Annotated in this window: 30 protein-coding genes; 12 read left to right on the top strand and 18 right to left on the bottom strand. The window is 33.5% G+C overall.

Annotated features, from left to right (window positions below; translation table 11 throughout):
- Nucleotides 1-42 precede the first annotated feature (42 nt).
- From A9G32_RS12015 to fliF, 6 genes are read right to left on the bottom strand one after another with little or no spacing between them, the layout of a single operon-like run.
- A complete protein-coding gene (locus A9G32_RS12015) occupies nucleotides 43-1,149 on the bottom strand; it encodes a flagellar hook-length control protein FliK (RefSeq protein WP_065590629.1) in 1,107 nt (368 codons plus the stop codon).
- On the bottom strand, nucleotides 1,139-1,600 hold the full coding sequence (fliJ, locus tag A9G32_RS12010) for a flagellar export protein FliJ (RefSeq protein WP_051634102.1): 462 nt from the start codon (nucleotides 1,598-1,600) through the stop codon (nucleotides 1,139-1,141). Before fliJ ends, A9G32_RS12015 begins: the two co-directional genes overlap by 11 nt.
- A gap of 12 nt (nucleotides 1,601-1,612) precedes the next feature.
- Nucleotides 1,613-2,992: a flagellar protein export ATPase FliI gene (gene fliI / locus A9G32_RS12005; protein ID WP_065590628.1), complete on the bottom strand. Its 1,380-nt coding sequence runs from the start codon at nucleotides 2,990-2,992 to the stop codon at nucleotides 1,613-1,615.
- Nucleotides 2,988-3,758 carry a flagellar assembly protein FliH gene (locus A9G32_RS12000; RefSeq protein ID WP_176701354.1) on the bottom strand — a complete coding sequence of 257 codons (771 nt, stop codon included), beginning with the start codon at nucleotides 3,756-3,758 and terminating at the stop codon, nucleotides 2,988-2,990. Before A9G32_RS12000 ends, fliI begins: the two co-directional genes overlap by 5 nt.
- A complete protein-coding gene (gene fliG / locus A9G32_RS11995) occupies nucleotides 3,751-4,749 on the bottom strand; it encodes a flagellar motor switch protein FliG (RefSeq protein ID WP_065561660.1) in 999 nt (332 codons plus the stop codon). The genes A9G32_RS12000 and fliG overlap by 8 nt, the downstream gene beginning before the upstream one ends.
- The gene (fliF, locus tag A9G32_RS11990; RefSeq protein ID WP_065590626.1) at nucleotides 4,746-6,479 is read right to left on the bottom strand and encodes a flagellar basal-body MS-ring/collar protein FliF; all 1,734 of its coding nucleotides are present in this window, start codon (nucleotides 6,477-6,479) and stop codon (nucleotides 4,746-4,748) included. Before fliF ends, fliG begins: the two co-directional genes overlap by 4 nt.
- Before the next feature lie 175 nt (nucleotides 6,480-6,654).
- On the opposite strand from fliF, the gene fliE reads away from it, so the two are divergent.
- Nucleotides 6,655-6,963 (top strand): flagellar hook-basal body complex protein FliE, encoded by a 309-nt coding sequence (fliE, locus tag A9G32_RS11985; protein ID WP_065590625.1) that lies wholly within the window; start codon nucleotides 6,655-6,657, stop codon nucleotides 6,961-6,963.
- Nucleotides 6,964-7,127: 164 nt separating this feature from the next.
- On the opposite strand, the gene fliT is transcribed toward fliE, so the two are convergent.
- The 3 genes from fliT to fliD are packed head-to-tail and all read right to left on the bottom strand — an operon-like array spanning nucleotide 7,128 to nucleotide 9,311.
- Entirely contained in the window at nucleotides 7,128-7,475 is a 348-nt protein-coding gene (gene fliT, locus A9G32_RS11980) for a flagellar protein FliT (RefSeq protein WP_065590624.1), read from the bottom strand.
- Between the two features lie 12 nt (nucleotides 7,476-7,487).
- Nucleotides 7,488-7,868, bottom strand: a complete 381-nt coding sequence (gene fliS, locus A9G32_RS11975; protein ID WP_034909484.1) for a flagellar export chaperone FliS — start codon at nucleotides 7,866-7,868, stop codon at nucleotides 7,488-7,490.
- A gap of 9 nt (nucleotides 7,869-7,877) precedes the next feature.
- The gene (fliD, locus tag A9G32_RS11970) at nucleotides 7,878-9,311 is read right to left on the bottom strand and encodes a flagellar filament capping protein FliD (protein WP_081296855.1); all 1,434 of its coding nucleotides are present in this window, start codon (nucleotides 9,309-9,311) and stop codon (nucleotides 7,878-7,880) included.
- A gap of 329 nt (nucleotides 9,312-9,640) precedes the next feature.
- Here fliD and A9G32_RS11965 point away from each other — a divergent pair, with 329 nt between their 5' ends.
- From A9G32_RS11965 to flgL, 8 genes are all read left to right on the top strand, one after another.
- Nucleotides 9,641-10,453, top strand: coding sequence for a flagellin N-terminal helical domain-containing protein (locus A9G32_RS11965; protein ID WP_065590622.1), 813 nt, complete (start codon nucleotides 9,641-9,643; stop codon nucleotides 10,451-10,453).
- A gap of 183 nt (nucleotides 10,454-10,636) precedes the next feature.
- Nucleotides 10,637-11,353 (top strand): RNA polymerase sigma factor FliA, encoded by a 717-nt coding sequence (locus A9G32_RS11960; RefSeq protein WP_065590621.1) that lies wholly within the window; start codon nucleotides 10,637-10,639, stop codon nucleotides 11,351-11,353.
- Between the two features lie 181 nt (nucleotides 11,354-11,534).
- Nucleotides 11,535-11,864: a flagellar transcriptional regulator FlhD gene (gene flhD, locus A9G32_RS11955; RefSeq protein WP_034909475.1), complete on the top strand. Its 330-nt coding sequence runs from the start codon at nucleotides 11,535-11,537 to the stop codon at nucleotides 11,862-11,864.
- A gap of 13 nt (nucleotides 11,865-11,877) precedes the next feature.
- The gene (gene flhC / locus A9G32_RS11950; RefSeq protein ID WP_065590620.1) at nucleotides 11,878-12,486 is read left to right on the top strand and encodes a flagellar transcriptional regulator FlhC; all 609 of its coding nucleotides are present in this window, start codon (nucleotides 11,878-11,880) and stop codon (nucleotides 12,484-12,486) included.
- A 51-nt stretch (nucleotides 12,487-12,537) separates the two neighbouring features.
- Entirely contained in the window at nucleotides 12,538-13,425 is an 888-nt protein-coding gene (motA, locus tag A9G32_RS11945; RefSeq protein ID WP_065590619.1) for a flagellar motor stator protein MotA, read from the top strand.
- Nucleotides 13,425-14,318 (top strand): flagellar motor protein MotB, encoded by an 894-nt coding sequence (motB, locus tag A9G32_RS11940; protein WP_065590618.1) that lies wholly within the window; start codon nucleotides 13,425-13,427, stop codon nucleotides 14,316-14,318. The genes motA and motB overlap by 1 nt, the downstream gene beginning before the upstream one ends.
- A 142-nt stretch (nucleotides 14,319-14,460) precedes the next feature.
- On the top strand, nucleotides 14,461-16,104 hold the full coding sequence (gene flgK, locus A9G32_RS11935; protein ID WP_065590617.1) for a flagellar hook-associated protein FlgK: 1,644 nt from the start codon (nucleotides 14,461-14,463) through the stop codon (nucleotides 16,102-16,104).
- A gap of 14 nt (nucleotides 16,105-16,118) precedes the next feature.
- Nucleotides 16,119-17,075, top strand: coding sequence for a flagellar hook-associated protein FlgL (flgL, locus tag A9G32_RS11930; protein ID WP_065590616.1), 957 nt, complete (start codon nucleotides 16,119-16,121; stop codon nucleotides 17,073-17,075).
- A gap of 331 nt (nucleotides 17,076-17,406) precedes the next feature.
- Here the strand turns inward: flgL and flgJ are convergent, their stop codons facing one another.
- From flgJ to flgB, 9 genes are read right to left on the bottom strand one after another with little or no spacing between them, the layout of a single operon-like run.
- On the bottom strand, nucleotides 17,407-18,432 hold the full coding sequence (flgJ, locus tag A9G32_RS11925) for a flagellar assembly peptidoglycan hydrolase FlgJ (protein WP_065590615.1): 1,026 nt from the start codon (nucleotides 18,430-18,432) through the stop codon (nucleotides 17,407-17,409).
- A gap of 11 nt (nucleotides 18,433-18,443) precedes the next feature.
- Nucleotides 18,444-19,553 (bottom strand): flagellar basal body P-ring protein FlgI, encoded by a 1,110-nt coding sequence (locus A9G32_RS11920; protein ID WP_065590614.1) that lies wholly within the window; start codon nucleotides 19,551-19,553, stop codon nucleotides 18,444-18,446.
- An 11-nt stretch (nucleotides 19,554-19,564) separates the two neighbouring features.
- Nucleotides 19,565-20,242, bottom strand: a complete 678-nt coding sequence (locus A9G32_RS11915; RefSeq protein WP_081296853.1) for a flagellar basal body L-ring protein FlgH — start codon at nucleotides 20,240-20,242, stop codon at nucleotides 19,565-19,567.
- Between the two features lie 22 nt (nucleotides 20,243-20,264).
- Nucleotides 20,265-21,047, bottom strand: coding sequence for a flagellar basal-body rod protein FlgG (gene flgG, locus A9G32_RS11910; RefSeq protein WP_065590612.1), 783 nt, complete (start codon nucleotides 21,045-21,047; stop codon nucleotides 20,265-20,267).
- A 29-nt stretch (nucleotides 21,048-21,076) separates the two neighbouring features.
- Nucleotides 21,077-21,832, bottom strand: coding sequence for a flagellar basal body rod protein FlgF (locus A9G32_RS11905; RefSeq protein WP_065590611.1), 756 nt, complete (start codon nucleotides 21,830-21,832; stop codon nucleotides 21,077-21,079).
- A 14-nt stretch (nucleotides 21,833-21,846) separates the two neighbouring features.
- Nucleotides 21,847-23,058: a flagellar hook protein FlgE gene (gene flgE, locus A9G32_RS11900; RefSeq protein ID WP_065590610.1), complete on the bottom strand. Its 1,212-nt coding sequence runs from the start codon at nucleotides 23,056-23,058 to the stop codon at nucleotides 21,847-21,849.
- Nucleotides 23,059-23,074: 16 nt separating this feature from the next.
- Entirely contained in the window at nucleotides 23,075-23,794 is a 720-nt protein-coding gene (locus A9G32_RS11895; RefSeq protein WP_065590609.1) for a flagellar hook assembly protein FlgD, read from the bottom strand.
- 13 nt (nucleotides 23,795-23,807) lie between these two features.
- Nucleotides 23,808-24,215, bottom strand: a complete 408-nt coding sequence (flgC, locus tag A9G32_RS11890; protein ID WP_034909448.1) for a flagellar basal body rod protein FlgC — start codon at nucleotides 24,213-24,215, stop codon at nucleotides 23,808-23,810.
- 2 nt (nucleotides 24,216-24,217) lie between these two features.
- The gene (gene flgB / locus A9G32_RS11885; protein WP_034909444.1) at nucleotides 24,218-24,628 is read right to left on the bottom strand and encodes a flagellar basal body rod protein FlgB; all 411 of its coding nucleotides are present in this window, start codon (nucleotides 24,626-24,628) and stop codon (nucleotides 24,218-24,220) included.
- Nucleotides 24,629-24,780: 152 nt separating this feature from the next.
- Between flgB and flgA the strand changes: the two genes are divergently transcribed.
- The 3 genes from flgA to A9G32_RS11870 all read left to right on the top strand — a co-directional run bounded on the left by flgA (nucleotide 24,781) and on the right by A9G32_RS11870 (nucleotide 26,275).
- Complete coding sequence (gene flgA / locus A9G32_RS11880; RefSeq protein WP_065590608.1) at nucleotides 24,781-25,440, top strand: flagellar basal body P-ring formation chaperone FlgA; 660 nt, start codon at nucleotides 24,781-24,783, stop codon at nucleotides 25,438-25,440.
- Between the two features lie 78 nt (nucleotides 25,441-25,518).
- Complete coding sequence (flgM, locus tag A9G32_RS11875) at nucleotides 25,519-25,812, top strand: flagellar biosynthesis anti-sigma factor FlgM (RefSeq protein WP_065590607.1); 294 nt, start codon at nucleotides 25,519-25,521, stop codon at nucleotides 25,810-25,812.
- 28 nt (nucleotides 25,813-25,840) lie between these two features.
- On the top strand, nucleotides 25,841-26,275 hold the full coding sequence (locus tag A9G32_RS11870; protein WP_034909433.1) for a flagella synthesis protein FlgN: 435 nt from the start codon (nucleotides 25,841-25,843) through the stop codon (nucleotides 26,273-26,275).
- The last annotated feature ends 87 nt before the right edge of the window (nucleotides 26,276-26,362 follow it).

The raw sequence follows: 26,362 nt of genomic DNA, 5'->3' as shown, positions 1-26,362 counted from the left end.
ATTTAAAATATAAAATTGCTCAAAAAATAATAATCTTATTAGTTAGGCAAATATACTAAGTCTAGATTTAATTGATCGACTTTCAACTAGAGATTGCTCAATACTATCGTCTATTACATCAAGTGATACGACTTTCTGGGTTTGATTGCTTTTTGTTTGTTGCGGTGTATCAGATTGTTTTGAATCATTCATCATTGAAAAATCACCGATATTTGTTTGCTCTAGTGTAATACCTTGATCTTCTAATGATGTTCTTAAAAAAGGTAAAGCCGATTCTAACATACCTTTAACAGCACTATGTGCAGCCATCATATGAAGATTCATTTTATCATCATTCATTGCAAGCTTAATGTACATTGAGCCTAACTCTTGTGGATGTAATTTTATTTCGGCAGTTTGAATACCTTGACGATTAAACATGATAATTTGTTCAGTTAATGAAGTTTGCCACTGCATAATATTTTGTGTAGGTAAATTTATTGTCGCTGATCTTGCGCTAATACTAGTTTGTGATAATAGCTGGTTTTGTCCATTGGTATTGGCTAACAAAAATGGCTCTTGATTAGTAGCCATTTGTCCTTCATCATCGTAATTATTTATTAATTGGACTTGATTCATCACTACTTTCTGCATAAATTCACTAGCTTTATGCGATTCATTTTTTGAGTTAGCAAAATTATTAATATTATCTTTAATATTTGTCGTTCCTTTATCCACAGGTTTAGTTTTTATTCCTGTTTGTGATGTTACTTTATTAATTAAATCTTCACTGTCATAAATAGAAGTAAGTAAATGCGTTGCTTGCTCATCGATTACCACTTCTGATGATGATCCATCGAATAAATTAACATTTAATGTTTCAGTATTTTGATCTATTTTTATATCACTATCTTGTGCTATTGGTGTTTGTATATTAAAGGGATAAATTTCCGTAATTAATATTTCAACATTATGATCATTATCTTCTTGCGCATCATCGATACCTTTTAATTTGGCATTAACTGTTTTTTTATTATGTTCGGTTTGATTTTCACTTTGTTGTAATAATTGTTGAAAGCAATCATTACCATTATTCGTTAAATTGGTTTCAACAAGATCTGATTGATGAGAAACAGTAGGGTTCAATCCATTGATAAGATTAACATTCATTTAATACTCTCCTTGCTAATTGTAACTGCGCAAATTCATCTGTCAGTTTTTGCTGTAACCGATTTTGTCGTTGCAAATATTGGTTATACTGCTTATTTAATAGTGTGGTATATGTGTTTAAGCTTTTTTGTGATTGATTAAGCTGATTTGTAATTTGTTTTTGTTTAATATCTAACGATAACAATAGTTTTTTTTGTTGCTCAATACCTTGTTCAATTGAAGCAATAAACGATTTAAAATTGTTTAACTCGCTACCTTTAATACCTTCAAATAAGGCATTATTTAATTTTTGTTGATATTCAACATAATAATTATTTAAAACATTTAGCTGTGATTGTGCATTTTGATGATTTTCATTTGCTTTTTTTAGTTTTATCAAATTATCGTCTACCGACTTTTGCGCCAATTTTTTTAATGTTGAAAATGCAAGTTGCGAAGGATTTTTATTCATTATGATATTTCCCTAACGAGCTAATGGTGGCTCAACAATGGCCGCTAATTGTTGATAAGCGTCTTGATAACAGCAATGTTCATTAATACCTTGTTGTAAAAATTTTTGCATGGCAGGATATAGCGTTATTGCTCTGTCTAATAATGGATCTGTGCCAGATACATAAGCACCAACATTAATCAAATCACGGTTTCGTTGAAAAATTGAAAATAATTGTTTAAATAATCTAGATTTTTTTTCATCTTCAGGGGCAGTAAGATCTGTCATTACGCGACTGATTGAAGCTTCAATATCAATAGCTGGATAATGCCCTGATTCAGCAAGAGATCGAGATAAAACAATGTGTCCATCTAAAATTGCTCGGGCCGAATCTGCAATCGGATCTTGTTGATCATCACCTTCGGTTAATACTGTATAAAATGCAGTAATTGAGCCTTTCCCTTCTTCATCATTACCAGCTCTTTCAACTAATGCGGGTAGCTTTGCAAAGACTGATGGTGGGTAACCTTTAGTTGCTGGGGGTTCACCTATTGCTAAAGCAATTTCTCGTTGTGCCATAGCATAACGAGTTAAAGAGTCCATAATCAATAAAACGTTAAAACCTTTATCACGAAAGTTTTCAGCAATTTTTGTTACATATGCCGCTCCTTGTAAGCGTAATAATGGTGAAACATCCGCTGGTGCCGCTACAACAACCGCTCGAGCCAATCCTTCTTCGCCTAAAATATTTTCGATAAAGTCTTTAACTTCTCGACCTCGTTCACCAATCAACCCGACAACAATAATGTCCGCTTGCGTATAACGAGCCATCATGCCTAGTAAGACACTTTTACCAACCCCTGATCCAGCAAATAAGCCCATTCGTTGCCCTTTGCCAACCGTTAGCAAGGCATTTATAGCTCTGACACCAACATCAAGAACCTGATGAACAGGAGTCCGTTGTAGTGGATTGAGGGATTTATTGGCTAATCCAGCATACTCAATATGCTCAGGTAATGGTTTATCATCCAAGGGATTTCCCATAGCATCAACCACTCGACCTAATAATCCCATTCCCATAGGTAATACTTTATGATTAAAATGTGTTAGATCATATTGCTTAGTATAGACTCGTGCCCCTAATAAAATACCGTCAGTTGATTCAAATGGCATTAAGTAAAGTGTTTTATCACTAAATCCAACTACCTCACACTCAACGGGCTCAATTCGACCGTCGGTTTGTCGTTCAACCAAGCAGTTAGACCCCAAAGGTAACTTTAGTCCAATAGCTTCTAGCACAAGTCCCGATGCTTTAATCAATCTTCCATATTGGCGGATTAGTGATAGTGATTCAAGTTGTTGTGTAGCTTGGTCAATTTTATTTAGCCATTGTGCAGAATATCTCACGTTAATGATTGTCCTCTTTTAAGCTATCAGACATTATTTGCCAGTGTTGATCGATATTTGCATCAATTTCATTAGTTTCGGTAAATATCTTGCATCCACCCTGTTCTAGGTTAGAATCGGCAATAAGTTGCCAATGATGTTGACTGATTTCATCATTCAGCATGGGTTCTAACCACAGTAAATCAGCTGGATTAAGATGCAATGCAATAGGTTCAGACAAAACTGAGCACTGTTCAACTAATGTTTTTATGGTATAAATAAGCTGTTTTTGCTTAGCTTTGGGTATCGTGCCTACTGTTTTTTGCGCAGCAATCAATGCTAAATCAAGCAGTTTAGGAACAATTAATTCATCGATCTCGTTAATCGAATTTTGAAAATTAGCTATTAAATTAGCTATAGCTTGAACGGCATTTAATTTTTCTTCATTAAGTTGTTGTTCAATGAACTGGCGCCCTTCTTGCTCGCCAATTTGATAGCCTTCATCATAACCAGCCTGTTTACCTGCATTGAAACCTTCTTGTTGACCTAAATTAAAACCGTCCTGATAAGCCTGTTTTTTTACCTCTTCTTTTAATTGCTCTAACTGTTGTGCCTGATTTAACTCTGGTTCAATTACAACATTATCTATCTCGGTAGCAGTTAGTTCTGTTTCAGGATCATCAGTTCCAACGTTTATAGCAACTTCATTTTTACTTAATTTCGGTAATTCGGGTAAAGAGAAATCTTGAAAACTTAATGGTTCCCAATTTAATCTATCTGGCCGATTACACATATTCATCATCACCGCTACTTAGGATCACTTCACCACTTTCTGCTAATCGACGAGCAATAGCCAATATTTTTTTCTGTTCAGTTTCAACTTGAGATAAACGTACAGGAGGTCGATTTTCTAAATCTTCACGTAAGATAGATGCCGCTCGCTGTGACATGTTACTCAATAGTTTTTCTCGTAATTCAACCGATGCACCTTTCAATGCAATTATTAATATTTCATTATCGACTTCTTTAAGTAAGCGTTGAATACTTCTATCATCCACTTCAACAAGATTTTCAAATAAGAACATTTCATCAATAATTTTTTGGGTTAACTCGCCATCATAATCACGCAATGCATTAATAACTTGCTCTTCTTGCTGCGTTTTCATTAAGTTAATAATTTCTGCCGCAGTACGTATACCACCAAGATTATTAAGTTTGATATTTTGACCATGTAGTAAAGTCGATAATGAAGTTGAGAGTAATTGAAGTGCAGAAGGCTCTACTCCTCCAAAAGTTGCAATACGTAACATGACATCGTTTCGTAATTCATCATCAAATAGATTTAGAATTTCTGCCGCTAAATCACGATTTAGATGAACTAAAATAGTTGCAATAATTTGTGGATGTTCTTTTTTGACCAAATCAACTGCTCTTGTAGCATCGACATAGTTGAGCATTTCAAGACCATCGGTTGCTTCTTCTTTTCCTGTATCTAATAATTCATCCAGTAAACGTTCGGCTTTTTCACTACCAAGAGATCGACCCAATATTGTACGTAAGTAACCATCTGGATCGGTATTTAAAACAGCGCATTCTTCAAGAGCAACTTGGCACTCGTTAAGTATACCTTTCAACTGTTCTTGCGAAAATTGAGGTAATGACATCATCGCACTACTAATTTGTTGCACTTCTTTATGGTTAAGATGTTGCATAACTTGTGCCGCTAACCCTTCACCTAACACCATTAAAATCGCAGCTACTTTTTGAGATTCACTTAATATCATTGCTCAGTGTCCTCCTTATTTATCCAATTACGAATAATTAGTGCCATTACACGCGGTTCTTTTTCAACAATTTTCCGTATATGCTGTTGTTGTTGCGTATTATCTTCAAATATTTTTTGCTGTTGTTTACTGTGAGCTTTATAATCTAACTTATCGTCTACGGTAGATTGAGAAACTAATGATTCTCCATTATCAATAAAGAATTTACGTTGTAATTTTATCCATACCGAACGTAAAACCTTACGCCACGCAAACCATAAAATAATAATATAAATTAGATACTTAATTACTGTTTTAGCAGAATCATAAAATTCAGGAGTTTTCCAAAATGCCATATTATCGTTGTCATCAAGTGTTTGATCGGTAAATTTCAAATTTGCAACAGTCAAGCTATCACCACGTAAATCAGAAAAACCCATTGCCTGACGGGCTAATGCTTCAATATTTTTCAGTTCATCACTATCTAGCTTTACCCATTGCTCAGTTATGGAAGATGACTTGTTTTTGTCATTGTCATTGTCATTATCACTGTCAACATCCTCAGATTTAACATTATCTGGCTCGGTTGTAACAAATTTATAATTCACCAAAACAGCAACCGATAAACGTTTAATACGACCTTCAGGTATTTGACTGTGTATAACCTTTCTATTTACTTCAAAATTAACGGTATTATTTGATTGCAAGCTGTAATTTCCTTGCTTATCGTGTTTTTCAGTCGATTCTTGTTCATCGATTGGCGCGCTAGATGCAGGTACAGGTTGATTAGACAACGCTCCTGGCACACCACCTACACCATAGCTTTTAGCTGATTGACGATTTTCTACTTGTTGCTTACTGCGAATAGTTTGATTAGCAATATCACTATTAGGATCATAAGTTTCTGATGTTGATTCTTGTCGACTGAAATCAATATCAGCATTCACTTGTACCTTGACATTATTTTTACCCAAAATTGGCGTGATAATTTTTTCTACTCGTTCACGAATATTATTTTCAATTCGCTCACCAAATTCGAGTTGAGCAACATTTGTGTTTCTATCACGATAACCTTCACCAGTTAACAGGTGACCATGCTGATCGATAATGGTCACTTTATCTGCTTGTAATTCTGGCACACTACTAGAAATTAAATGGATAATGGCATCGATTTGACCTTGTGATAACGATCGCCCAGGAAATAACGTTAATGCCACCGATGCTGAAGGAGATTTCCTTTCCCTGACAAATAAAGAAGGTTTAGGCATTGCTAAATGCACTCTAGCATCATCAATACTACTGATGATGGATATTGTTCGGGATAATTCGCCTTCTAAAGCTCGTTGATAATTTATTTGTTCATTGAATTGGCTCATACCAAAACTTTCTTTGTCGAGCAATTCAAAACCAACTGCCCCACCTTTTGGTAAACCCTGCTGAGCAATACGTAATCGGGTATCGTAAACTTTATCTTGCGGAATTAAGATTGTGGAACCAGAAGACGAAAATTGATAAGGAATATTCATCTTATCAAGTTGGCTAATAATTTCACCACCATCTTTATCATTTAAATTACTGAATAAAACTGCATAAGACTCATCTTTAGCCCATAAATAAATAAAACTAATAATGGCTATTATAATTACAGCTGCAATTAACAATGCCATTTTGGTGTTTTGTTTTAGTTGATTTATAAAAGGCAACTTATTTAATATTGATTCACCTTTATTATTGACTGTTTGACTAGCCATTGGCACCCTGACTCTAAACTATTTAGATTAACTCTGTTCGTTATTATCCATGTATTTAAAAAATTCAATGGCGAGAAAAGCGTGCACTTTTTCCCTTACTTATACCCTTTGTTTTTTTATTTATATGTTAAATTTAGCCATACAGTAACAAAAGAGCTAAAAAGCAGTTATCAAAATGAATACAATCAATACATTCAATCCAATTGAGCTAACTGATTTAAATAAATCAACGTCAATATCTCCAAAAACGCATTTTGCAGATAAAAACTTTGTTTCAGAATTAAAAACCGCTTTAGATAACATCAGTCAAATACAAATACAGGCAAATAATGAAGCAAAAGCTTTTGAAATGGGAGATGCAAATATTTCATTGAATGAAGTCATGGTTAATATGCAAAAATCATCGGTTTCATTGCAGTTTGGTATTCAAGTACGCAATAAACTAGTTGCTGCTTATCAAGACATTATGAATATGAATGTTTAATTCATAGCCTCTATTAGATAATAAATAAAAAGAGATATTTTTTGTGTGGTTGTTTTATGTATGATTATTTATTCTGGCATAAAATAATATATTTAATCAACACAGTAATAGATTTTTATGGCCTTATTATGAAAAATAAGGCCCGAATCAAACGCTTCTAAAATTTATACTAAACTCGCAATTTTTTGGTAGTTTCCTAATTTGTTATGATAATCAACATGTTTACCTATTAAACCTCTAAGCTGAGAATGACGAGTAATCATTAATTGGGTTAACTGCTGCTGATAGCTAAGTATATTTTTGATATACATTCTAATCATGTCTTGATGTTGCAATGGTAAGTTTTCAATTTTTGCAAAATCATCAACCAACATAATACCTTTCGATAATTGAAGGTATTTTGCCTGCCAACTCAACAATAAGTCCCATTTTTCATTCTGTGCATTAACCAACATTTGTTCCACAACATAGTTGAATTGTTCGTATTGTTCTAATAAGTTATTTCCTTGCATAATCATCCTTTTTTACTTAGCTATCTCACGCCACGACTCAGCAATATTGTTAAGTAAATCGAAACAAGTCTGTAATTTTTCTTGATCATTATGTAAATTAGCCAATAACAATTGTTGGCTAATATAGTGATATAAACGATCTAAATTTTCGGCAATTTCACCGCCTTTTTCTAAATCTAGACAGCTTTTAAGACCATTATCAACAATATTAATCGCTTTAGAAATTGCGTTACCTTTACCAACAATATTGCCTTTTTGAATATATAAGCTAGCCAATTTAATGGCGTTAAGTGCACCATCAAATAATAAGACAATCAATTGATGGGGAGACGCTTGACTAATACGTGTTTCTAAATTCACTTGCTCATAAGCATGAGATCCCATTTTATACATTACTATTCTCTATTTTTTTAAATTTGCCATCATATCAAATTGGGTAGTTAAATAATTACTCATACTATCTAATGAGTTGATTAAAATATCCAATTTAGTAAATTGAACTCGGTAACGCTCAATAGTTTGCTCAATAGAACTGCTTACTTGTTCATGCCGTTTATCTAATGATTTTAAGGTAGAATTTAAGCCATTGGTTGCTGAATCAATCATGCCATCACTATCAATAAACCCTCTCACTTTGGAAAAAATTTCATTAGCAATACCCGTTGTTTTACCATCACCAGTAAATAATATTGCCACCGCTTCACTGTTTTCACTGAGTGCTTTTTGTAGCTCGCTTTCTTTAATCGTTAACATGCCATTTTTGTCCATGTTAATGCCGATTTGAGCTAAAACAGAAAATTCTCCGTCTTGCCCTTTGGCAAATATTGAGCGGATACTTTGATCTATATTACGTAATGTTGAATCCCCAATAAGTGGACCATTATTGCTATTTAGTTCTTTTGAATTTGTCTCTTCTGCGGTGAATTTTGTTAATGTTGATATTGTTGTTTGTAATTGATTAAATGCCTCGACCCATTCTTTAATGGCTTCTTCCACTTTTTCATTATCCGCTGTTATAGCAAGATTCTGACTAATTGTTGTGGTCTGTTTTAATGTAATATCCACACCTTGAACCACATCTTTAACAGTATTAGAATTACTAGTTATGGCAATACCATTAAACGAAAATTTAGCATCTTGCGCTTTTGCAACTTCATTCATATGACTATTGCTGGGTTGATTAATATCAAATCCAATAACATTATTTAACATTTCGTCATCTGATGAAATAGACGTAATACTTTGTTGTTCACCTGTTTCTTTCGATGTGATGACTAATTGATAACCATCTGCTCCAGAACGAATAATGGCAGCATTCATTGTTGAAGGGCTGGTTGTTCCATCTTCATTAGTAACTTTGGTATTATTAATGGCATTTGCTATTGATTGCAAAGATGTCTCATCCTGAGATAAGGTTACATCAAGTTTTTGACCATTAGCTTGTTCAATCGTAATAGTTCGCGTTTGGTTATCATTACCTAACTTAGCATTTTTATCATTGATCGTCGATGTAGCAATACCATGAGATGTCGCTAATTGATCAACTGTCACTGTATAATTACCTAATGCTGCTTTGCTATTTGCTTTTACCAAAAAATAATTGTCATTTCCTGTTGCTATTCGGCTTTGAAAAAGCTCTTTTTTTTGAAGTTTTTCCGTTGCAGTATTAAATGTTGTTAATGCACTTTTTAATTTACCAAAACCACTAATTTTCGCATTAATTGCTTTTTGTTGCGTTGTAATTGGGGTTAAACGTGTTTTTTCAGCCACTTCTAGTTGATCTAAAATACCATTAAGATCGATTCCAGAACCAATGCCTAATGCGCTCATTGCCATGATTTAATCTACCTATAACAATTATTCAATATTGTTTATATCGGCTGACAATTAAAAAAATTTAGTCTTCTTTTAAATATTTATTTAATAAATTGATAACAATCTATTTTTTTGAATAAAAAATCATTGGGAAATTTTAAAAAAAAATAACAATATGATTTATTTAATAATATTATTTTAATTTGCAACTAAACTGCTGCTATAAAAAAATAATCATCAAAAATATTAAAGTTCCCTATTTTGTTACCGATAAGTTATTTGCCAGCAAGAATATTGAATTAAATTTAAATATCTTGTTGATTTTAATATTTATATTATTGGAGAAAAAAATGGCACAAGTAATTAATACAAATACAATGTCTTTAATGGCAAAAAATAACCTTAACAATTCTCAAAGCGTTCTTAGTACTTCTATTGAGCGCCTTTCATCAGGTATGCGTATTAATAGCGCAAAAGATGATGCAGCAGGTCAAGCAATTGCTAACCGTTTTTCATCAAACATCAAAGGATTAACACAAGCTGCTCGTAATGCAAATGATGGGATTTCACTTGCACAAACTACTGAAGGCGCATTAAACGAAATCAACAACAACGTACAACGTATTCGTGAATTAACTGTTCAAGCGGCAAATGGTACCAACTCTGAAAGTGATTTAGTATCAATTCAAAATGAAATTGATCAACGTCTAGATGAGATTGATCGTGTTTCTAAACAAACTGATTTCAATGGTTCTAAAGTATTATCTGAAGATAAAACACTTAAAATTCAAGTAGGTGCAAATGACGGCGAAACCATTGAAATCAATTTGAAAAAAATTGATAGCACTGAACTTGGTTTAAATGCATTTAATGTATCTGATTCACCAACAGCAGATCCATTAAAAACAATTGATACTGCACTATCAAAAATTGATGCATTACGAGGACAACTTGGTGCGGTGCAAAATCGTTTCGAATCAACAGTAACCAACATTAACAATACTGTAAATAACCTAAGTTCTGCACGTAGCCGTATTGAAGATGCGGATTATGCAACAGAAGTATCAAACATGACTCGAGGTCAAATTTTACAACAAGCAGGTACTTCAGTATTAGCACAAGCTAACCAAGTACCTCAATCTGTACTTTCTTTATTACAATAATTCTATTTTGATTTTTAGTTATTTTAACTCTGTCATATAGTCATGATAGCCATAACGGCATTTTATAATGCGGTTATGGCTAATAATGATAATTAGCTATTTTTTAGCCCTTTATTCAACCCATTAAATTTGCTAACCATCGTCATAATAATGTTAGACATTTTTTTTAACATTGGTTCAAAAATGGATGATAGCTTATATAACTCACGCGGTGTAATTCACCAAATCGATTGGCAGCAATATATTCATTTGGTGCGTAATGAAGCTTTAAAATTAGCAGTTCGTTTACCTGCAACAGTCGAGCTTGATGATTTATTACAAGTTGGCTATATCGGTTTATTAGACACTATAAAACGTTATGACTCATCTCAAGGCAGTGCTTTTGCTACATTTGCCATACCAAGAATTAAAGGTGCAATGCTTGATGAGTTACGTAGCCGAGATTGGTTACCAAGACAAACTCGTAAAAAAATTAGAGATGTTACAACTGCAATTAATGAATTAGAACAGAAGTTAGGTGCACCCCCTAGCGATTATCAGATTGCTAAATACTTAGAATTACCTATAAGCGAATACCGAAAAATTTTATTAGATTCAAATAATAGCCAAATATGTTCGTATGATGAAATTCATAAAAAACTGGGTGATAACATTGATACCATTATTAAATGTGATGAAGATAATAATCCTTTTTCAGCGCTAATAGATGAGGAAATTCGTAACACAATTATTCAACAAATAGAAAGACTACCTGAAAAGGAAAAACTTGTTTTATCGCTTTATTACCAAGAAGATCTCAATTTAAAAGAGATTGGTAAAGTAATGAATATCAGTGAATCAAGAGTAAGCCAATTACATAGCCAAGCGATCAAAAGAATACAAAGTAAAGTTAATTTTTAGAAAATATAAAAAGGCAATTAAAATAAAGTGTAATTAAAAGAAAAAATAATTGAAATTATTTTTTTATTGACCTTTTGCATTTAAAAATGTAATTTTAAGCAAAAAAAAACTAATGCTATTTAATTTTACTAGTTGTTCGTTTTTTTATGCGAAACAAAACAAATATGAATTGGTGACTAAATTGGGAAATTTATTAGATGACGATATTCTTAAATGTATACATCATTTGAATCTATCAACACTACTATTAAGCCAGAAAATGATTGAAAAAGATAAAGTTATGGCAATGTATCGATTAGGTATTGACGAAGAAACTGCTGACATACTTAGCCGTTTAAACACATCTCAAATGTTGATTCTATCAGAAACAAATCAATTAACTTTTCAGTTGCGATTTGAAAATGCTGAAATGATGAAAAAACTTACTGAAGAATCTCGCATTGGTGATATTAAACAGATGCATACAGGAATTCTTTTATCAAGTTTGCTATTAGATTCAATCAATAAGTAGCTAAGGAACTAAGATGACAAGTACAAGTATTATTCAAAAATATGAGGAAACTCAACTCGCTATCAAATTGATTTCCCTAGGTGGAAGAATTCAAATGCTGGAAAGTGAAACCAACTTAAGTCGAAATAAACTTATCAAGCTTTATAAAGAGATTCAAGGTTGTCCTCCACCTAAAGGTCTATTACCATTTTCAACCTCGTGGTTTATGACATGGGAACCGAATATCCATGCGAGTATTTTTTATAACGCATACTCTTATTTAGTTAAAAATGGTCTAAAATCAGGCATTCAAACTATCTTAAAAGCTTATCAACTTTATTTAGAGCAATGCCAATTTTTATCACATAAGGATAAACCTGTTTTAGGATTAACCAGAGCGTGGATATTAGTCAAATTTGTCGAAAAGAAAATAATGCAACAATCATGTTGTAACACATGTCGTGGACGTTTTATTACACACGCTTATCATCCGCAAAATACTTTTACTTGCAGTTTATGTCAGCCTCCATCAAGGGCAGATAAGAATAATAAAACACAAAAAGAAAACGACGAAAAATGCATGAAAGTGTTATCGAAACCAAGTTATTTAAATTTATCAGTTGCCAAACAGATCACTGCTTAAATAAATATTAAAGCAATTCAGCCGTTATTTTATGGAGAAAGAAGAAAGTCAATGCTAATAGTTATAGGATATATCGTAGTGATCGCTTCGGCGCTACTTGGCTATGTACTCAGTGGTGGTTATTTAGCCGTACTATTTCAGCCACTCGAATTGCTAATTATTGGTGGTGCTGCTATAGGCGCTTTTATTGTTAGTAATGAACAAAAAACAATAAAAGCCACACTTAAGTCTTTAGGTCAATTGTTTAAAACATCCAAATATAATAAGAATCTATATTTAACACTCATTAATTTTATGTATACCATTTTGACGAAGATTCGCCAAAGTGGAGGGCTATCCATTGAATCAGATATTGATAATCCGCATGAAAGTGAATTATTTAAACAATATCCACTTATTTTAGCTAATCCAAGAATTTGTGATTTTATCACTGATTACTTACGTCTTATGATTAGTGGCAATATGGATGTATTTGAAATAGAAACACTGATGAGTGAAGAAATTGAAACATTTGTCCACGAACTTGAAAAACCTGTAGATGCCATTTCAGGAATTGGTGATGGCCTACCTGCATTTGGGATCGTCGCTGCTGTAATGGGCGTAATTAATACACTTGCTCAAGCTGATAGACCAGCAAGTGAACTCGGTGAGCTTATCGCTCATGCTATGGTTGGGACTTTTTTAGGAATTTTGCTTGCTTATGGTTTTGTTTCGCCATTAGCTGCTTTATTAAAACAAAGAAACGCCGATACAGTGAAAGTTCTAGAATGTACCAAAGTAATACTTATTGCCAGCATGCATGATTATGCGCCACAAATTTGTATTGAATTTGGGCGAAAAACGTTATTTTCTCATGAAAGGCCATCATTCTTTGAATTAGAAAAATACATACAAGAAGTTAAAGACAAAAAATCTAATCCAAATGAAAATAAAGAATAATGAAAGATAAATCTGTAAGAATAATTATAAAGAAAAAATCAGGGCATGGTGGTGGACATCATGGCGGTTCGTGGAAAATCGCTTATGCCGACTTTATGACCGCAATGATGGCGTTATTTTTAGTCATGTGGTTAATTTCTACATCTACCCCTCAAGAATTGAAAGGGATTGCTGAATACTTTAGAACCCCTTTAATTCTTGGCTACAATGGTGGTAAAAATATTAGCGATAGTGAAAGTCCGATTCCTGGTGGTGGTGATGATGTTAGTAAACAACTTGGTGAAGAAAAGAGCTATCATTCTACCCTATCACAGAATGAAGTTGAGAAACAGCAACTTGAAAAAATACAGATGATTGAAGCGGCACGTAAAATTTATGATATTTTTGAAATTGATGAACGTCTAAAGAAATTAGCTCCTAATCTTATTATTGAATTAACTGAAATGGGGTTACGGATTCAAATTTTAGCTTCAGATGATAAACCCATGTTTGATGTTGGTAGTACAACCATTGATCCTAATATGCAAGAAATTCTGCATGCATTAGCGCCAATTATCAATTCTTTACCAAATAAAATCACTTTGTCAGGCCATACTGATGAACGCCAATATACAACAGGTGATAGAGGATATAGCAATTGGGAACTATCTGCAGATAGAGCTAATTCGTCAAGAAGAGAGCTTATAGCTGGTGGGTTAGACTCAAATAAAATTATTCGAATTATTGCACTTGCCGATACAGTCAATTTAAACAATCCTAACTATAGTAAAGATGCTAATCGCCGTATCAGTATCTTAATTTTGAATAAAATAGCACAGCAGTATATTGAAGAAGAAAATAACATGACCGGAACCGATTTTTTAAGACAATCACAACGGACTAAATCAGAATAAATTCATTTTTGAAAAAATGAATTTATTTGAAAACTTTTTTAAAACACGCATAACAATTATTAAAGTTTTGTGAATTTAACCCGATATAAAAAAGACTTATTTTAATTGATATTATGAACTCAAACTATATTGAGAGGATTTTATGGCGAATTCATTAATGAATACTGGTATTAGTGGGTTAAATGCAGCACAAAATATGCTGAATGTAATAAGCAATAATATTAGTAATGCTCATACAACTGGTTACAATCGTCAACAACAAATTTTACGCCAAGCAAATGGAACTCAGCATAGTTTTGGGTTTGTCGGTAACGGTGTTTGTGTATCATCTGTTAATCGCGCTTTTAATAATTTTGTTGTAGGACAACTACGACAATCACAATCACAAAATGGTTCTATCAAGGCTTATTATAATGAATTATCTAAAGTAGATAATCTGTTAGCAGAGAATGACAATAGTATTTCATCTCAAATCAATAATCTTTTTGCCAGTTTAAATAAACTTGCATCAAATGCTAGTGATGCATCGACAAAACAAACTGTTATTAGTGATCTGACATCTTTAACTAGCCAATTTAATAAAACAGAAACAAATTTAAAGAACCAAATTGCCAACGTTAATACTGAATTAAATAGTAATGTTGATAAAGTTAATACCTATACTCAACAAATTGCCGAACTGAATCAAAAAATATCACAACTACAGTCGGTAGGCGGTGGAAATGAACCTAATGCATTACTTGACCAACGCGATCAGTTAGTCAATGAATTAAGCGAAATCATTGGCATTACCGTTACTGAACAAAATGGACAATATAATCTTTCGCTCGCTAATGGTTTAAATTTAGTTCAAGGCTCTTCTATTAACTTATTATCAGTACAACCTTCAACAGATGATCCTTCTTTAAATACTATTATTTATACTCACCCTTCAGGTGCAACACAAGAATTGACAAGCCAAAACATTACATCAGGTACGTTACACGGCTTATTAACCTTTCGTGATGGACCATTAACCGAAGCCCGCAATCAACTAGGCTTAATTGCATTAAATTTAGCGGAACGTTTTAATGAAGTGCATATGTCGGGTATTGATATTAATGGTAATCAAGGTGAAAAGTTGTTTGATTACAATCATCCTAGTTGTGTCACAAATACTAAAAACCAAGGTAATGCTTCAGCCAAAATTGAGTTTAATGCTTTGAATGAAGTAAAAGCTTCTGATTATAAAATAGAATTTGATGGCAATAATTGGATCGCCACAAGATTATCTGATCATCAGCTAATTACTCCAGAAATCAAAGATGGTAAATTGTTTTTTGATGGACTGACCATTGAGATAAGTGGTAATGCGGTTAATGGAGATTCGTTTATCATAAAACCTGTTGCCGATATTGCTTCGTCATTACAACTGCTAGTGAAAGATGTAAATAAACTAGCAACAGGTATTAACGATGAAGAAAATGGTGCTGGTGATAATCGCAATGTAACCAAATTATTAGAAATCCAACATGAAAAACTTGTTAATGGTACAACAACATTAAAAAGTGCTTATACCCGCTTAACTAACTATATTGGTAGTGAAACTCAAACAGCAAAAATTTCTGCTCAATCAAGCAAAAATATAACTCAGCAAATTTATGAACAAAATCAATCGATTTCAGGGGTTAATATTGAAGAAGAGTATATCTCTATGCAGGTTTATATGCAGTATTACCAAGCAAATGCCAAAGTGATTGATGCGGCAACAACACTATTTGATACCATTTTAGGTTTAACTAAATGATTAAAGGATAAAAAATGCGCCTTAGCACAAACTCAATTTATCAAAAAAACTTAAACAGTATTTTAAACACCAACAGCAAATGGCAAAAATCGGGGTTGCATTTGGCAACAGGTAAAAAGATTTTAACTCCTTCTGATGATCCAATGGGAGCATCACAATCATTAATAATAAAGCAAGCGCAAGCACAAAATGAACAGTTTCAAGCAACACGCGAAAATGCCGATAAATCACTTAGTCGCCAAGATACGATCTTATCGGAAGCCAATACTGTTATCCAAACAATTCAGGAAACATTGGTCTATGCATCAAATGAAACATTAAATGAAGAAAATAGACTCGATCTTGCTAATAAATTACAAAGTTTAAAAGATCAACTTTTATCATTAGCTAATGCAAAAGACACCAATGGTAACTATCTTTTTGCTGGTAAGAAAAACGATACACCTCCTTTTGTTATGAATGAATCAGGTGAAGTGAGTTACGTAGGCGGTACAACTTCTATCAATGTATTAATCGATGACTCGCGAGAAATATCGCTAAGTTTTACAGGTATTCAAGTATTTATGACTGGCTCAAATGTTAAAGAATCTGATGGTTCACCAGCAGAAAGTAACATATTTGCAAGTATTGATTATGCAATTGAGGCATTAAAAATAGATCTAGATTATGATAATGATGATACCGTTGAACAATTTAGATCTGGGTTGTCAAAAGCACGTCATGGAGTAGACAATTCTTTTAATAATATTTCGACACTTAGAGCAGAAGGCGGCTCGGTATTATCCGAAATTGATAGATTAACCACATTGGGTAAAACATTAGATATTGAATTTCAAACTCAAATCAGCCAACTTGAAGACGTCGATTGGTACGAAGCCATTTCAGAATATGTAATGCTACAAGCTAATTTACAAGCTGCACAATATACCTTTATGACTATGCAAAGTATGTCACTGTTTCAAATGAAATAAGGTTTTGTAATCTAATTTTACTTAAGCAATGTTTTTTTACTCTAAGTCGTGAATCGCCTCAAACTATTCATCCCATCCAAAGGAGGTTTACCGCCTCCTTTTTTATTATTGCTAAAAAGTTTCAAAAACAATGTCATTATGCAATATAAACCATCAATTTAAACGAGTGACGCTTAATTATAAAAAATTCAATAAAATCAATGCTCTACCTGAAAGTTTTTTGTTGATTTATTTCTTATTTAATCCATAATTATTTGTTTTTAAAATTAATTTTATGATATTTTTACTAGCAAAATATTGGGCATTGTATTCAAACCGAGTGATCCTATTATTAATTAAACGCAATTTTCCTAAATCCTGATACAGTGGTTAACTGATTATTTTTTGCAATTTTTTCAATACGACCAATGATTTGAATAAGCTTATCACTATAATTTGGATCAGTTGCGTAATGTGCAGCTTGTAATTCTTTAGCAGCTGTTCTGGCATCAGGAGCTTTAATAACTGCATGATAACGAGGACTTTTAGTTAATAAATTGAGGTAGTCGGTTAATGCATGATGTTTACTATTATAGACTCTAAAATTATCTTCAATTTTCATCATTTTATTATTAACAAATTCATGTGTGGTTAAACGAGTTGAATTGCCATTCCATGATGATGTTGCTTTGACACCAAAATAATTGTGGCTTGATTGATTATTAGCGGTTTTAATTTGCTTTTGCCCCCACCCAGTTTCTAGTGCTGCTTGGGCAATAATAACCTCATACGGAATACCAGATTTTTTAGCAGCTTGCCTAGCTGGCTCTAGCCATTCCATAACAAATTTTGTGACATAATCTTCGTTTACATTATCAAATTGTGTTTTTGATATTGCCTCGTTATGTTTAATTTCAGCTGCTTTGTTAGCATTATAGTTACGATATAGTATTTGCCCTAGCGCTTCAGGCGATAAATTAGGTGATGCATTACTAAATAAAGATTGAGCTAATTGCAGATTTTGCTGAGTATTGGTTGTATTAGATTGTAGGTTAACATTAATTGATGGTGAAACTTTATTAGTTAACTGTTTAATAAGCATATCTGCTAATCCAAATCCTTTACCCGCTGCTTGCTGTGTAATTTGTTGGTCAAACATTGAAGTAAATAGTTGTGTAGCAGACTGGCTAAATAAACCACTCTCAGGTACAGCCTTTCGCATACTTTGCATCATCATATTAATAAATAATGACTCAAACTGCTGAGCAACTTGCTTAATACCTTCAGCAGAGCCATTAACTACATTTCGCTTTAATTGATTAATATCCGAAAAATCATAAGCGAAACGATTCAAAGATTGTCCAATTTTATTATTCATAAAGTCTTTTTTTAGATAGTTTCTAAGGAGGCATGTAAACAACCAGCTGTTTTTAGCGCTTCAAGTATTGACATTAATTCTGTAGGATTAGCACCTAATACATTTAGCGAATTAATCACATGATTTAAATCAGCGCTAGAGGATATATTGTGTAAAGCCCCTCCTTCTTGTGCAACGCTAACTTGATTATCTGGTGTAACGGTTGTTGTACCTCCTGCTAATGGAGTGTTGGGTTGACTTACCTTTAATTTGTTATTTACCACAACAGATAAATTACCATGTGCAACCGCACAATTATCTAATTTAACCTTTTGATTCATAACTACAACACCGGTTCTAGTATTTATAACGACTTTTGCTGAAACTGGCGTAGCACTAATTTCAAGATTTTGTATTCGTGAAAGCAGTTGTACTCGTGCACTACTTTCTTTTGGCATATGTAATGCTATCGTTGTACCATCTAATGCTACTGCAGTATTTTTTTGTAACCTATTAATTGCATTAGATATTTTCAATGCTTGAGTGAAATCAAATTGATTAAGGTGTAAATGGATAATATTTTGTTCATCTAAACGAGTTGCAAGCTCTCTTTCTATGGTTGCACCATTAGGTATGGTTGCCCCTGCAGTTTGATTCACACTTACACTGCTACCTTTACTACTTGCACCCATTCCACCTACAAAAAGGTTACCTTGCGCAATAGCATATACTTGATTATCGACACCTTTTAGTGGCGTCATAATCAATGTGCCTCCACGCAAGCTTTTTGCATTACCGAGCGAGGATACCACCACATCAATTTGTTGCCCTACTCGAGAATAAGAAGGTAATTTAGCCGTAACCATAACAGCAGCAACATTTTTTAATTGCATATTGCTCCCAGACGGTACGGTAATACCTAATTGAGATAACATGTTAGTAATACTTTGAATGGTAAAAGGTGTTTGTGATGTTTGATCACCTGTACCATCAAGACCGACAACAATACCATATCCAACCAAGGCATTTTCTCTTACACCTTGAATGGTGACTAAATCGCGGATACGTTCAGCATGGCTCGCTGGTATCACTAATACCATCATAAAGACAAAATAAACAAAAATACGCAATTTTTTTAACATAATGATACTCGTTAAAAAGGGGAAAGATTTAAAAATAGGCGCTGTAACCAACCCATCGTTTGGGCTTCATCAATGTATCCATTACCAACATACTCAATTCGAGCGTCAGCAACTTGTGTTGAGATAACAGTGTTATTTCCACTAATTGTTCTTGGATTAACTACCCCAAAAAAACGGATAAACTCGGTACCTTGATTAATCGCAATCTGTTTTTCACCAATCACTTTTAAATTACCATTGATCATGACATCCTGAACCGTGACGGTGATTGTGCCACTAAAGGTATTTTTAGCGTTAGCCCCGCCTGATCCCTTAAAATCATTATTTCCAGACATTTCAGTACTAGCTTTACCTCGACCGACTAACCCATCAAGAAATTTAGGTATCGTTTTTACCCCTAGATCCACTGAACCATTTCGTCCTGCATTAATCGATGAACTTTTACTAGCACTGACATTTTCTTGTAAAACAATGGTTAATACATCGCCAACATTACGCGGGCGACGATCTTCAAACATTGGTTGGTAACCATAGCTACTAGGCTGAGCAGCTTGATAAATTGAACCTGTCGTATTTACATTGTCTGGCAATTTGGGGACAACACTTGTTTCACCTTCAACTAAAGGCTTTTTAGGCAATTGTGCACAGCCACTGAAAAAAAATGCTATTAAAATATAAAAATATCTCATTACCTTTAGCATATTGTTAACTTTACAGTTGATTTAAACGTTGTAGCATTTGATCAGAGGTTGATATTGCTTTGCTGTTAATTTCGTAAGCACGTTGAACTTGAATCATATTCACTAGTTCTTCAGCAACATTAACGTTAGATGTTTCGGTATAGCCTTGATATAAAAGCCCTGCACCGTTTAGCCCTGGCGTATTTTCCGTTGGCGCACCTGAACTTTCGGTTTCTAAGTAAAGATTTTCCCCCATACTTTCAAGTCCAGCATCATTAATGAAAGTATGTAAAGTTAGTTGCCCAACTTGGACTTGTGTTGATTGATTAGCTAATGTCACATTTACTACACCATCGCGCGCTACCGTCATTTTGATTGCATTGGATGGAATACTAATTGTTGGTTGAATTTCGTATCCTGCTGCAGTCACCAATTGACCATTTTGATTGACTTGAAAAGCACCACTACGAGTATAAGCTTGTGTACCATCGGGTAATAAAACTTGGAAAAAACCTTGCCCATTAATAGCAATATCACTACTGTTATCAGTTGCCTCTAAATTACCTTGGCTATGAATTCGTTCTGTCGCAACAGGGCGAACTCCTGTACCAATCTGTAACCCAGAAGGTAATGTTGTTTGCTCAGATGATTGTGCTCCAGGTTGGCGAACAGTTTGGTATAATAAGTCTTCAAATACCGCTCTTTGTTTTTTAAAACCATTGGTACTAACATTGGCTAAATTATTGGAAATAATATCCATATTCATTTGTTGTGCCGTTAAGCCTGTTTTGGCAATCCATAATGATTTAATCATTGTTATTCCTGTCTAATGTATTGATAAATTTAAGTTAAAGATAAAATTTGGTTTGCTTTTTGTGCATTTTCATCAGCAGTAATAATTTCTTTCATTTGCATTTCAAACTGGCGAGCATGACTAATTAAATCAACCATAGCCGTAACAGGGTTCACATTACTCCCTTCTAATACACCTGACATAAGCTTAGCTTTTGGATTGTCTGGCATATTCTCACCACGTTCATTACGTGTTTCTTCCGTTAGTCGAAAAAAACCATCATCACCACGTATAATTTCATTATGCTCAAGATGGACTTTCTTTATTTTACCTACTTGAGCAATGGTCGTAGGTTTATCACCTGCACCTAATGCGGAAAGTGTTCCATCACTACTAATACTGATTTGAGATCGTTGAGGCACCGTCAAAACACCATTATCACCAATTAATGGATTACCTTGTATGTTAAGAGTACCATTTTCATCAATTTGAATTGCTCCATTTCGTGTATAAGCTTCGCTACCATCAACTAATTGTACAGCTAGCCAGTGATCCTCAGTTAAAGCAACATCCAAGTTTCGGCCTGTGTAATTAAATGCCCCCATCGTTGAATCAAAAGTGGGAGTTGTTGCTGTTACCATGGTTCGTGTAGGTGTATCATTCCCCACAACAGGAACTGCTTTCATCGTCGTTAACTGTGCACGAAACCCCACTGTGGATACATTAGCTAAGTTATTAGTAGTAATTGATTGCCGATTTAATGTCTGGCTAGCTGCTGACATTGCTGTATAAATAACACGATCCATAAATAACCTTTAAATTAACGCAAATTGACTAATGTATTTAGAATTTGATCCTGCGTTTTAATTGTTTGTGAATTAGACTGGTAATTGCGCTGAGCAACAATCATATTCACTAATTCCTGACTCATATCAACATTTGACGACTCTAGTGCACCGCTCGCTAACGAACCAAAAGTACCAGAATTTGCACTGCCCAATACTTCTATACCAGAATTAATAGTTGTCCTCCAGTTATTGTTGCCAGCAGGTTCTAGCCCATTAACATTGGCAAAATCAGCCATTGCTATTTGACCTAATAACATTGTTTGTTGGTTAGAATAGACACCATAAATAGAACCATCATCATTAATGCTATACCCGACCAAATCTCCAGGAGCATATCCATTCACAACAGGGTTTTTAATACTACCCAATTCTTTTCCCATATTTTGTTGAGAACTTTTGGCTAATGATAAAGTAAAGCTATTATCAGCAGATCCATTTATCCCATTAATATCGATGGTCATTTCGGGATCACTAATCAATTTACCAGAAGAATCAAATTCCATTTCTCCCGCTTTTTGCAAACTTCCATTAGGATCACTGCTATCAAGATAATGAACATCCCATTGGTTATCAGCGGTTTTAACGTAAAAGAGCTGAATATTGCGTTGATTACCAAGCGAGTCATAAGTAGTAATGGTCGTAGAATAATTAAATGTATCAGCATCAAGAGCATTGACAGGTTGTTTTGCCGGAACTTTACTATTGGAATTTAAGTTTGTTTGCAAAGAAGCCTTGGTTGTCGCTGATGCATTTAGCATTTCTTGCGAAATTTTTAATGTACCTGGAGCTGCACCTTGCTGCACTTGAGGTGGAGTTCCGGTTGCAAGATAGCCAGTCAGATAAAGACCATCAGCAGAAATAATATTTCGTTCGGCATCTAATTGAAACTGTCCATTGCGGGTATAATAGGCTTGCCCATTACTATCCACTAAACGGAAAAATCCATTGCCAGAAATAGCCACATCTAAACTATTGTTGGTTGTTGTAGCTATCCCATCATTAAAGTTTTGCATAATCGCAGCCACTTTAACCCCCATACCAACTTTTGAGCCAGCATAGATATCAGCAAATGAGATACTAGCACTCTTAAATCCTACTGTTGCTGAATTGGCAATATTATTCCCAATAACATCTAATTGCTTTGATGCAGCATTCATACCACTCACTGCTTGAGAAAATCCCATCTGAACTTTATCTCCTTTAAAGAATTTGACGTACTTCGTCAATACTAATTGAACCAAGTATTCCTAAATCAAGTAATACTTTATTATTAACTTTACTATTGATAACACCATATACTACTGAATAAGATAATGATGTTGATGATACTTTTTTCCCGTCATAACTTGCATTAACTGAAAAAGTATAACTGCCATCTAGTGCATTCGTTCCATCATTTAGCACACCATCCCAAGTGAAAGAACTAACGCCTGCTGGAATTGCGCCTAAATCAACTTCACGAACTACATTGCCATTTTCATCTTGAATAGTAATAATTACTGAGTCAGCTTCATGTACCAACTCAAAACCAAATGGCGTGGTAACGGTTTCTTCTTTTGAGTCTGAACTTTCAGATTCTGAGGTTGCAACCAAAATTTTATTGCCAGGAACCATCACTCCCTTGCCAATCATATTACTGGCATTGACTGATAAACTATCATCAATCTGACCAGAAACCATTCCTAACGTTGTATTAAGACGTTCTATACCTGCTAAAGTATTGATTTGAGCTAGCTGTGATGTTAGCTGACTATTATCCATTGGATTAGTTGGATCTTGGTTCTTCATTTGTGCAATTAATAACGTTAAGAAATTATCTTGTAATTCTTTACTTGAGTTACCATCAGATGCCGTTTTTTGTGTCGTTTGAGGTTTTGTCATCCCCGATGATTCTGAAACAAGAACATTAGCTATACCCATCAACCACTCCTTTTTATTGCCCTAATGCCAGTGTTTTTAACATTAAATTTTTGGCGGTATTAATTACTTCTATATTTGCTTGATAACTTCGTGATGCTGAAATGGTATTAACCATTTCGGCAACCACATCGACATTAGGTTTCTGAATATATCCTTTAGCATCGGCCAATGGATGATTAGGTTCATAAACCAAATTCATTGGTGAAGGATCTTCAATAACTTGTGACACTTTAACCCCTGCAATTGGGTTAAGTTCACCATTATCATCCACTTGAAAAATAACCTGCTTAGCTCGATAAGCTTTGCCTGAAGTACTGGTAATACTGTCTGCGTTAGCTAAATTACTAGCACTTACATTCATTCGTTGTGTTTGTGCCAATAATGCTGATCCTGAAATTGCAAAAATAGAAAAACTCATCATGATTATCCTTGCTGTAATACCGCCATAATATTTTTAAATTTTTCACCTAAAAACGTTAAATTACTTTGGTAGTGAATACTATTATCAATAAAAGCTGTACGTTCTTGATCCATCTCGACCGTATTACCATCTGCTGCAGCCTGATAAGGTATACGATAAAGTACATCATGATTTGTCATGATTGGGGCTTTTATCTGAATATGATGATTTGAAGTGATATTAAGCCCAACGTTATTAATCTTATTCTGATTGTTAAGTGCTTTGCTTAACTCAGCATTAAAATCAATATCTCGAGCCTGATAGTTAGGCGTATCGCTATTTGCAATATTTGCAGCTAATATATTTTGTCGTATTTCACGTATATTTAATGCTTGCTGATGAAAATTAACCCATGTATCTAATTTATCAAACATAAAATCATCTCATTTTTTTTGATAATGAGAATTTTAAGCGAATAAAAAAAAAGTTATTGCGCAAATAACGATAAAAATTGCCCTTATTTCAAGATTCATTTCTTGCAATCATAAAGTAAAATCAGCTTATGAATAATTTAGAATAAATAAGCATGATTAAAATCGCAAAATTGATACTCGCTATTTTTATACTATTTAGTTGGAATAATGTTTTAGCAAATTCGCTTGATAAACAGATTAACAATTTAATATCACAGCAATTTGGTCATAAAGCGGACGACATTTTAATTACTTATCTTACTGCTAAACCGCAATTAAATTGTAAGACTCCAACACTCTCTTTATTAAATAAAAAAAAACAGTGGGGCAACATGACTATCAGTGCCCAATGCAATAATAAAAAAAAATTTATCCAGATTAATGTTGCTGTCAAAGGGAACTATATTGTAGCTAAACAAGCAATAAGTGCAGGGACGGTAATCAACGAAGATTATATACAGATACAATCAGGTTGGTTGGATAAACTACCTTCGACTGTTATTTTGGATAGAGTTGACGCAATTAATCATATAGCTTTACGAAATATTAATTTGGGTGAACCAATAAAAACAACAATGCTTCAAAAAAATTGGCAGGTGAAAGCAGGACAAATAATTAAAGTAATAATAAATGGAGAAGGTTATGAGATAACAACTAATGGTAAAACACTTAATAATGCTATATTAAACGATAAAATAAAAGTTAAACTAAATTCTGATAAAATTGTTGAAGGCACGTTAACTCACCAAGGTGTAATTATTTTCAATAAATAATATTAATGATTTTTTTATTATTGCCGATAATAAAATTATACAAATCACTTAAATCTTAAATTTGATTAAAGGTATTTTATGACTATAGATGCAACTAAATCCGTTACAGCCATAACAGGGCTAGTAAGCCGCGATGTAATTAACGAACAACAAAATACTCACAATGCATCTGTACAAACTAAAAACAGTACTAATATAAGTACTAACGTGAGTATAAATCAAAATTCAATACACCTTTTACATTCAACCAACAAAGATATCGATGTAGAAAAAATTGAAAAAATAAAACAGTCCATATCCAACGGAACATTGGTTATTGATACACATAAAATTGCAGATAAATTAATTAAACAATTACTAGAAGATTTTTAAAAATAAGACAGAATTATAAGGATAAAAAATGTTAGCACTTAATGACATCCTAAATAAAATAGCTGAGATGTTACAAACAATTTCAGAAATTCTACAATCAGAGCAAAAAATATTAATTGAAAATAGTTCAACAAACCAGTTAAGTGAAACTATTAACAAAAAAAGCCAATTACTAATTCAACTAAAGCTACTGGATGAAGAACGCATAAAACTAAGTGAACAATTTAATATTCAACCACCCTATAAAGAAAATCCTACAATCGAAGCTCTTTGGCTATCAATTACTGATACAACAAAATTATTAGCAGATATAAATCGTGATAATGGGCTAATTATTCAAAACCGCATGAATCTAACCCAGCAATCAATCAACTATCTTAAAAGTATTAAAAGTCCTGCTGTTTATACTAATAGTGGCTATCAACAAACTGAAATTATTTCGTCAAAACGAGCCAAAGTTTAAAAAATTAATATTTATTGACGGTAAACGCCATAAATACCCCCTAAAATGCCCTCTTATTAAGCCAACAACCCAGTAGTAATTAGTTCA

The organism is Gilliamella sp. Gris3-2 (assembly GCF_001690345.1).
In the GTDB taxonomy this organism is placed as follows: Bacteria; Pseudomonadota; Gammaproteobacteria; order Enterobacterales; family Orbaceae; genus Gilliamella; species Gilliamella bombi.
This window is presented reverse-complemented; position numbering and strand designations above follow the sequence as displayed.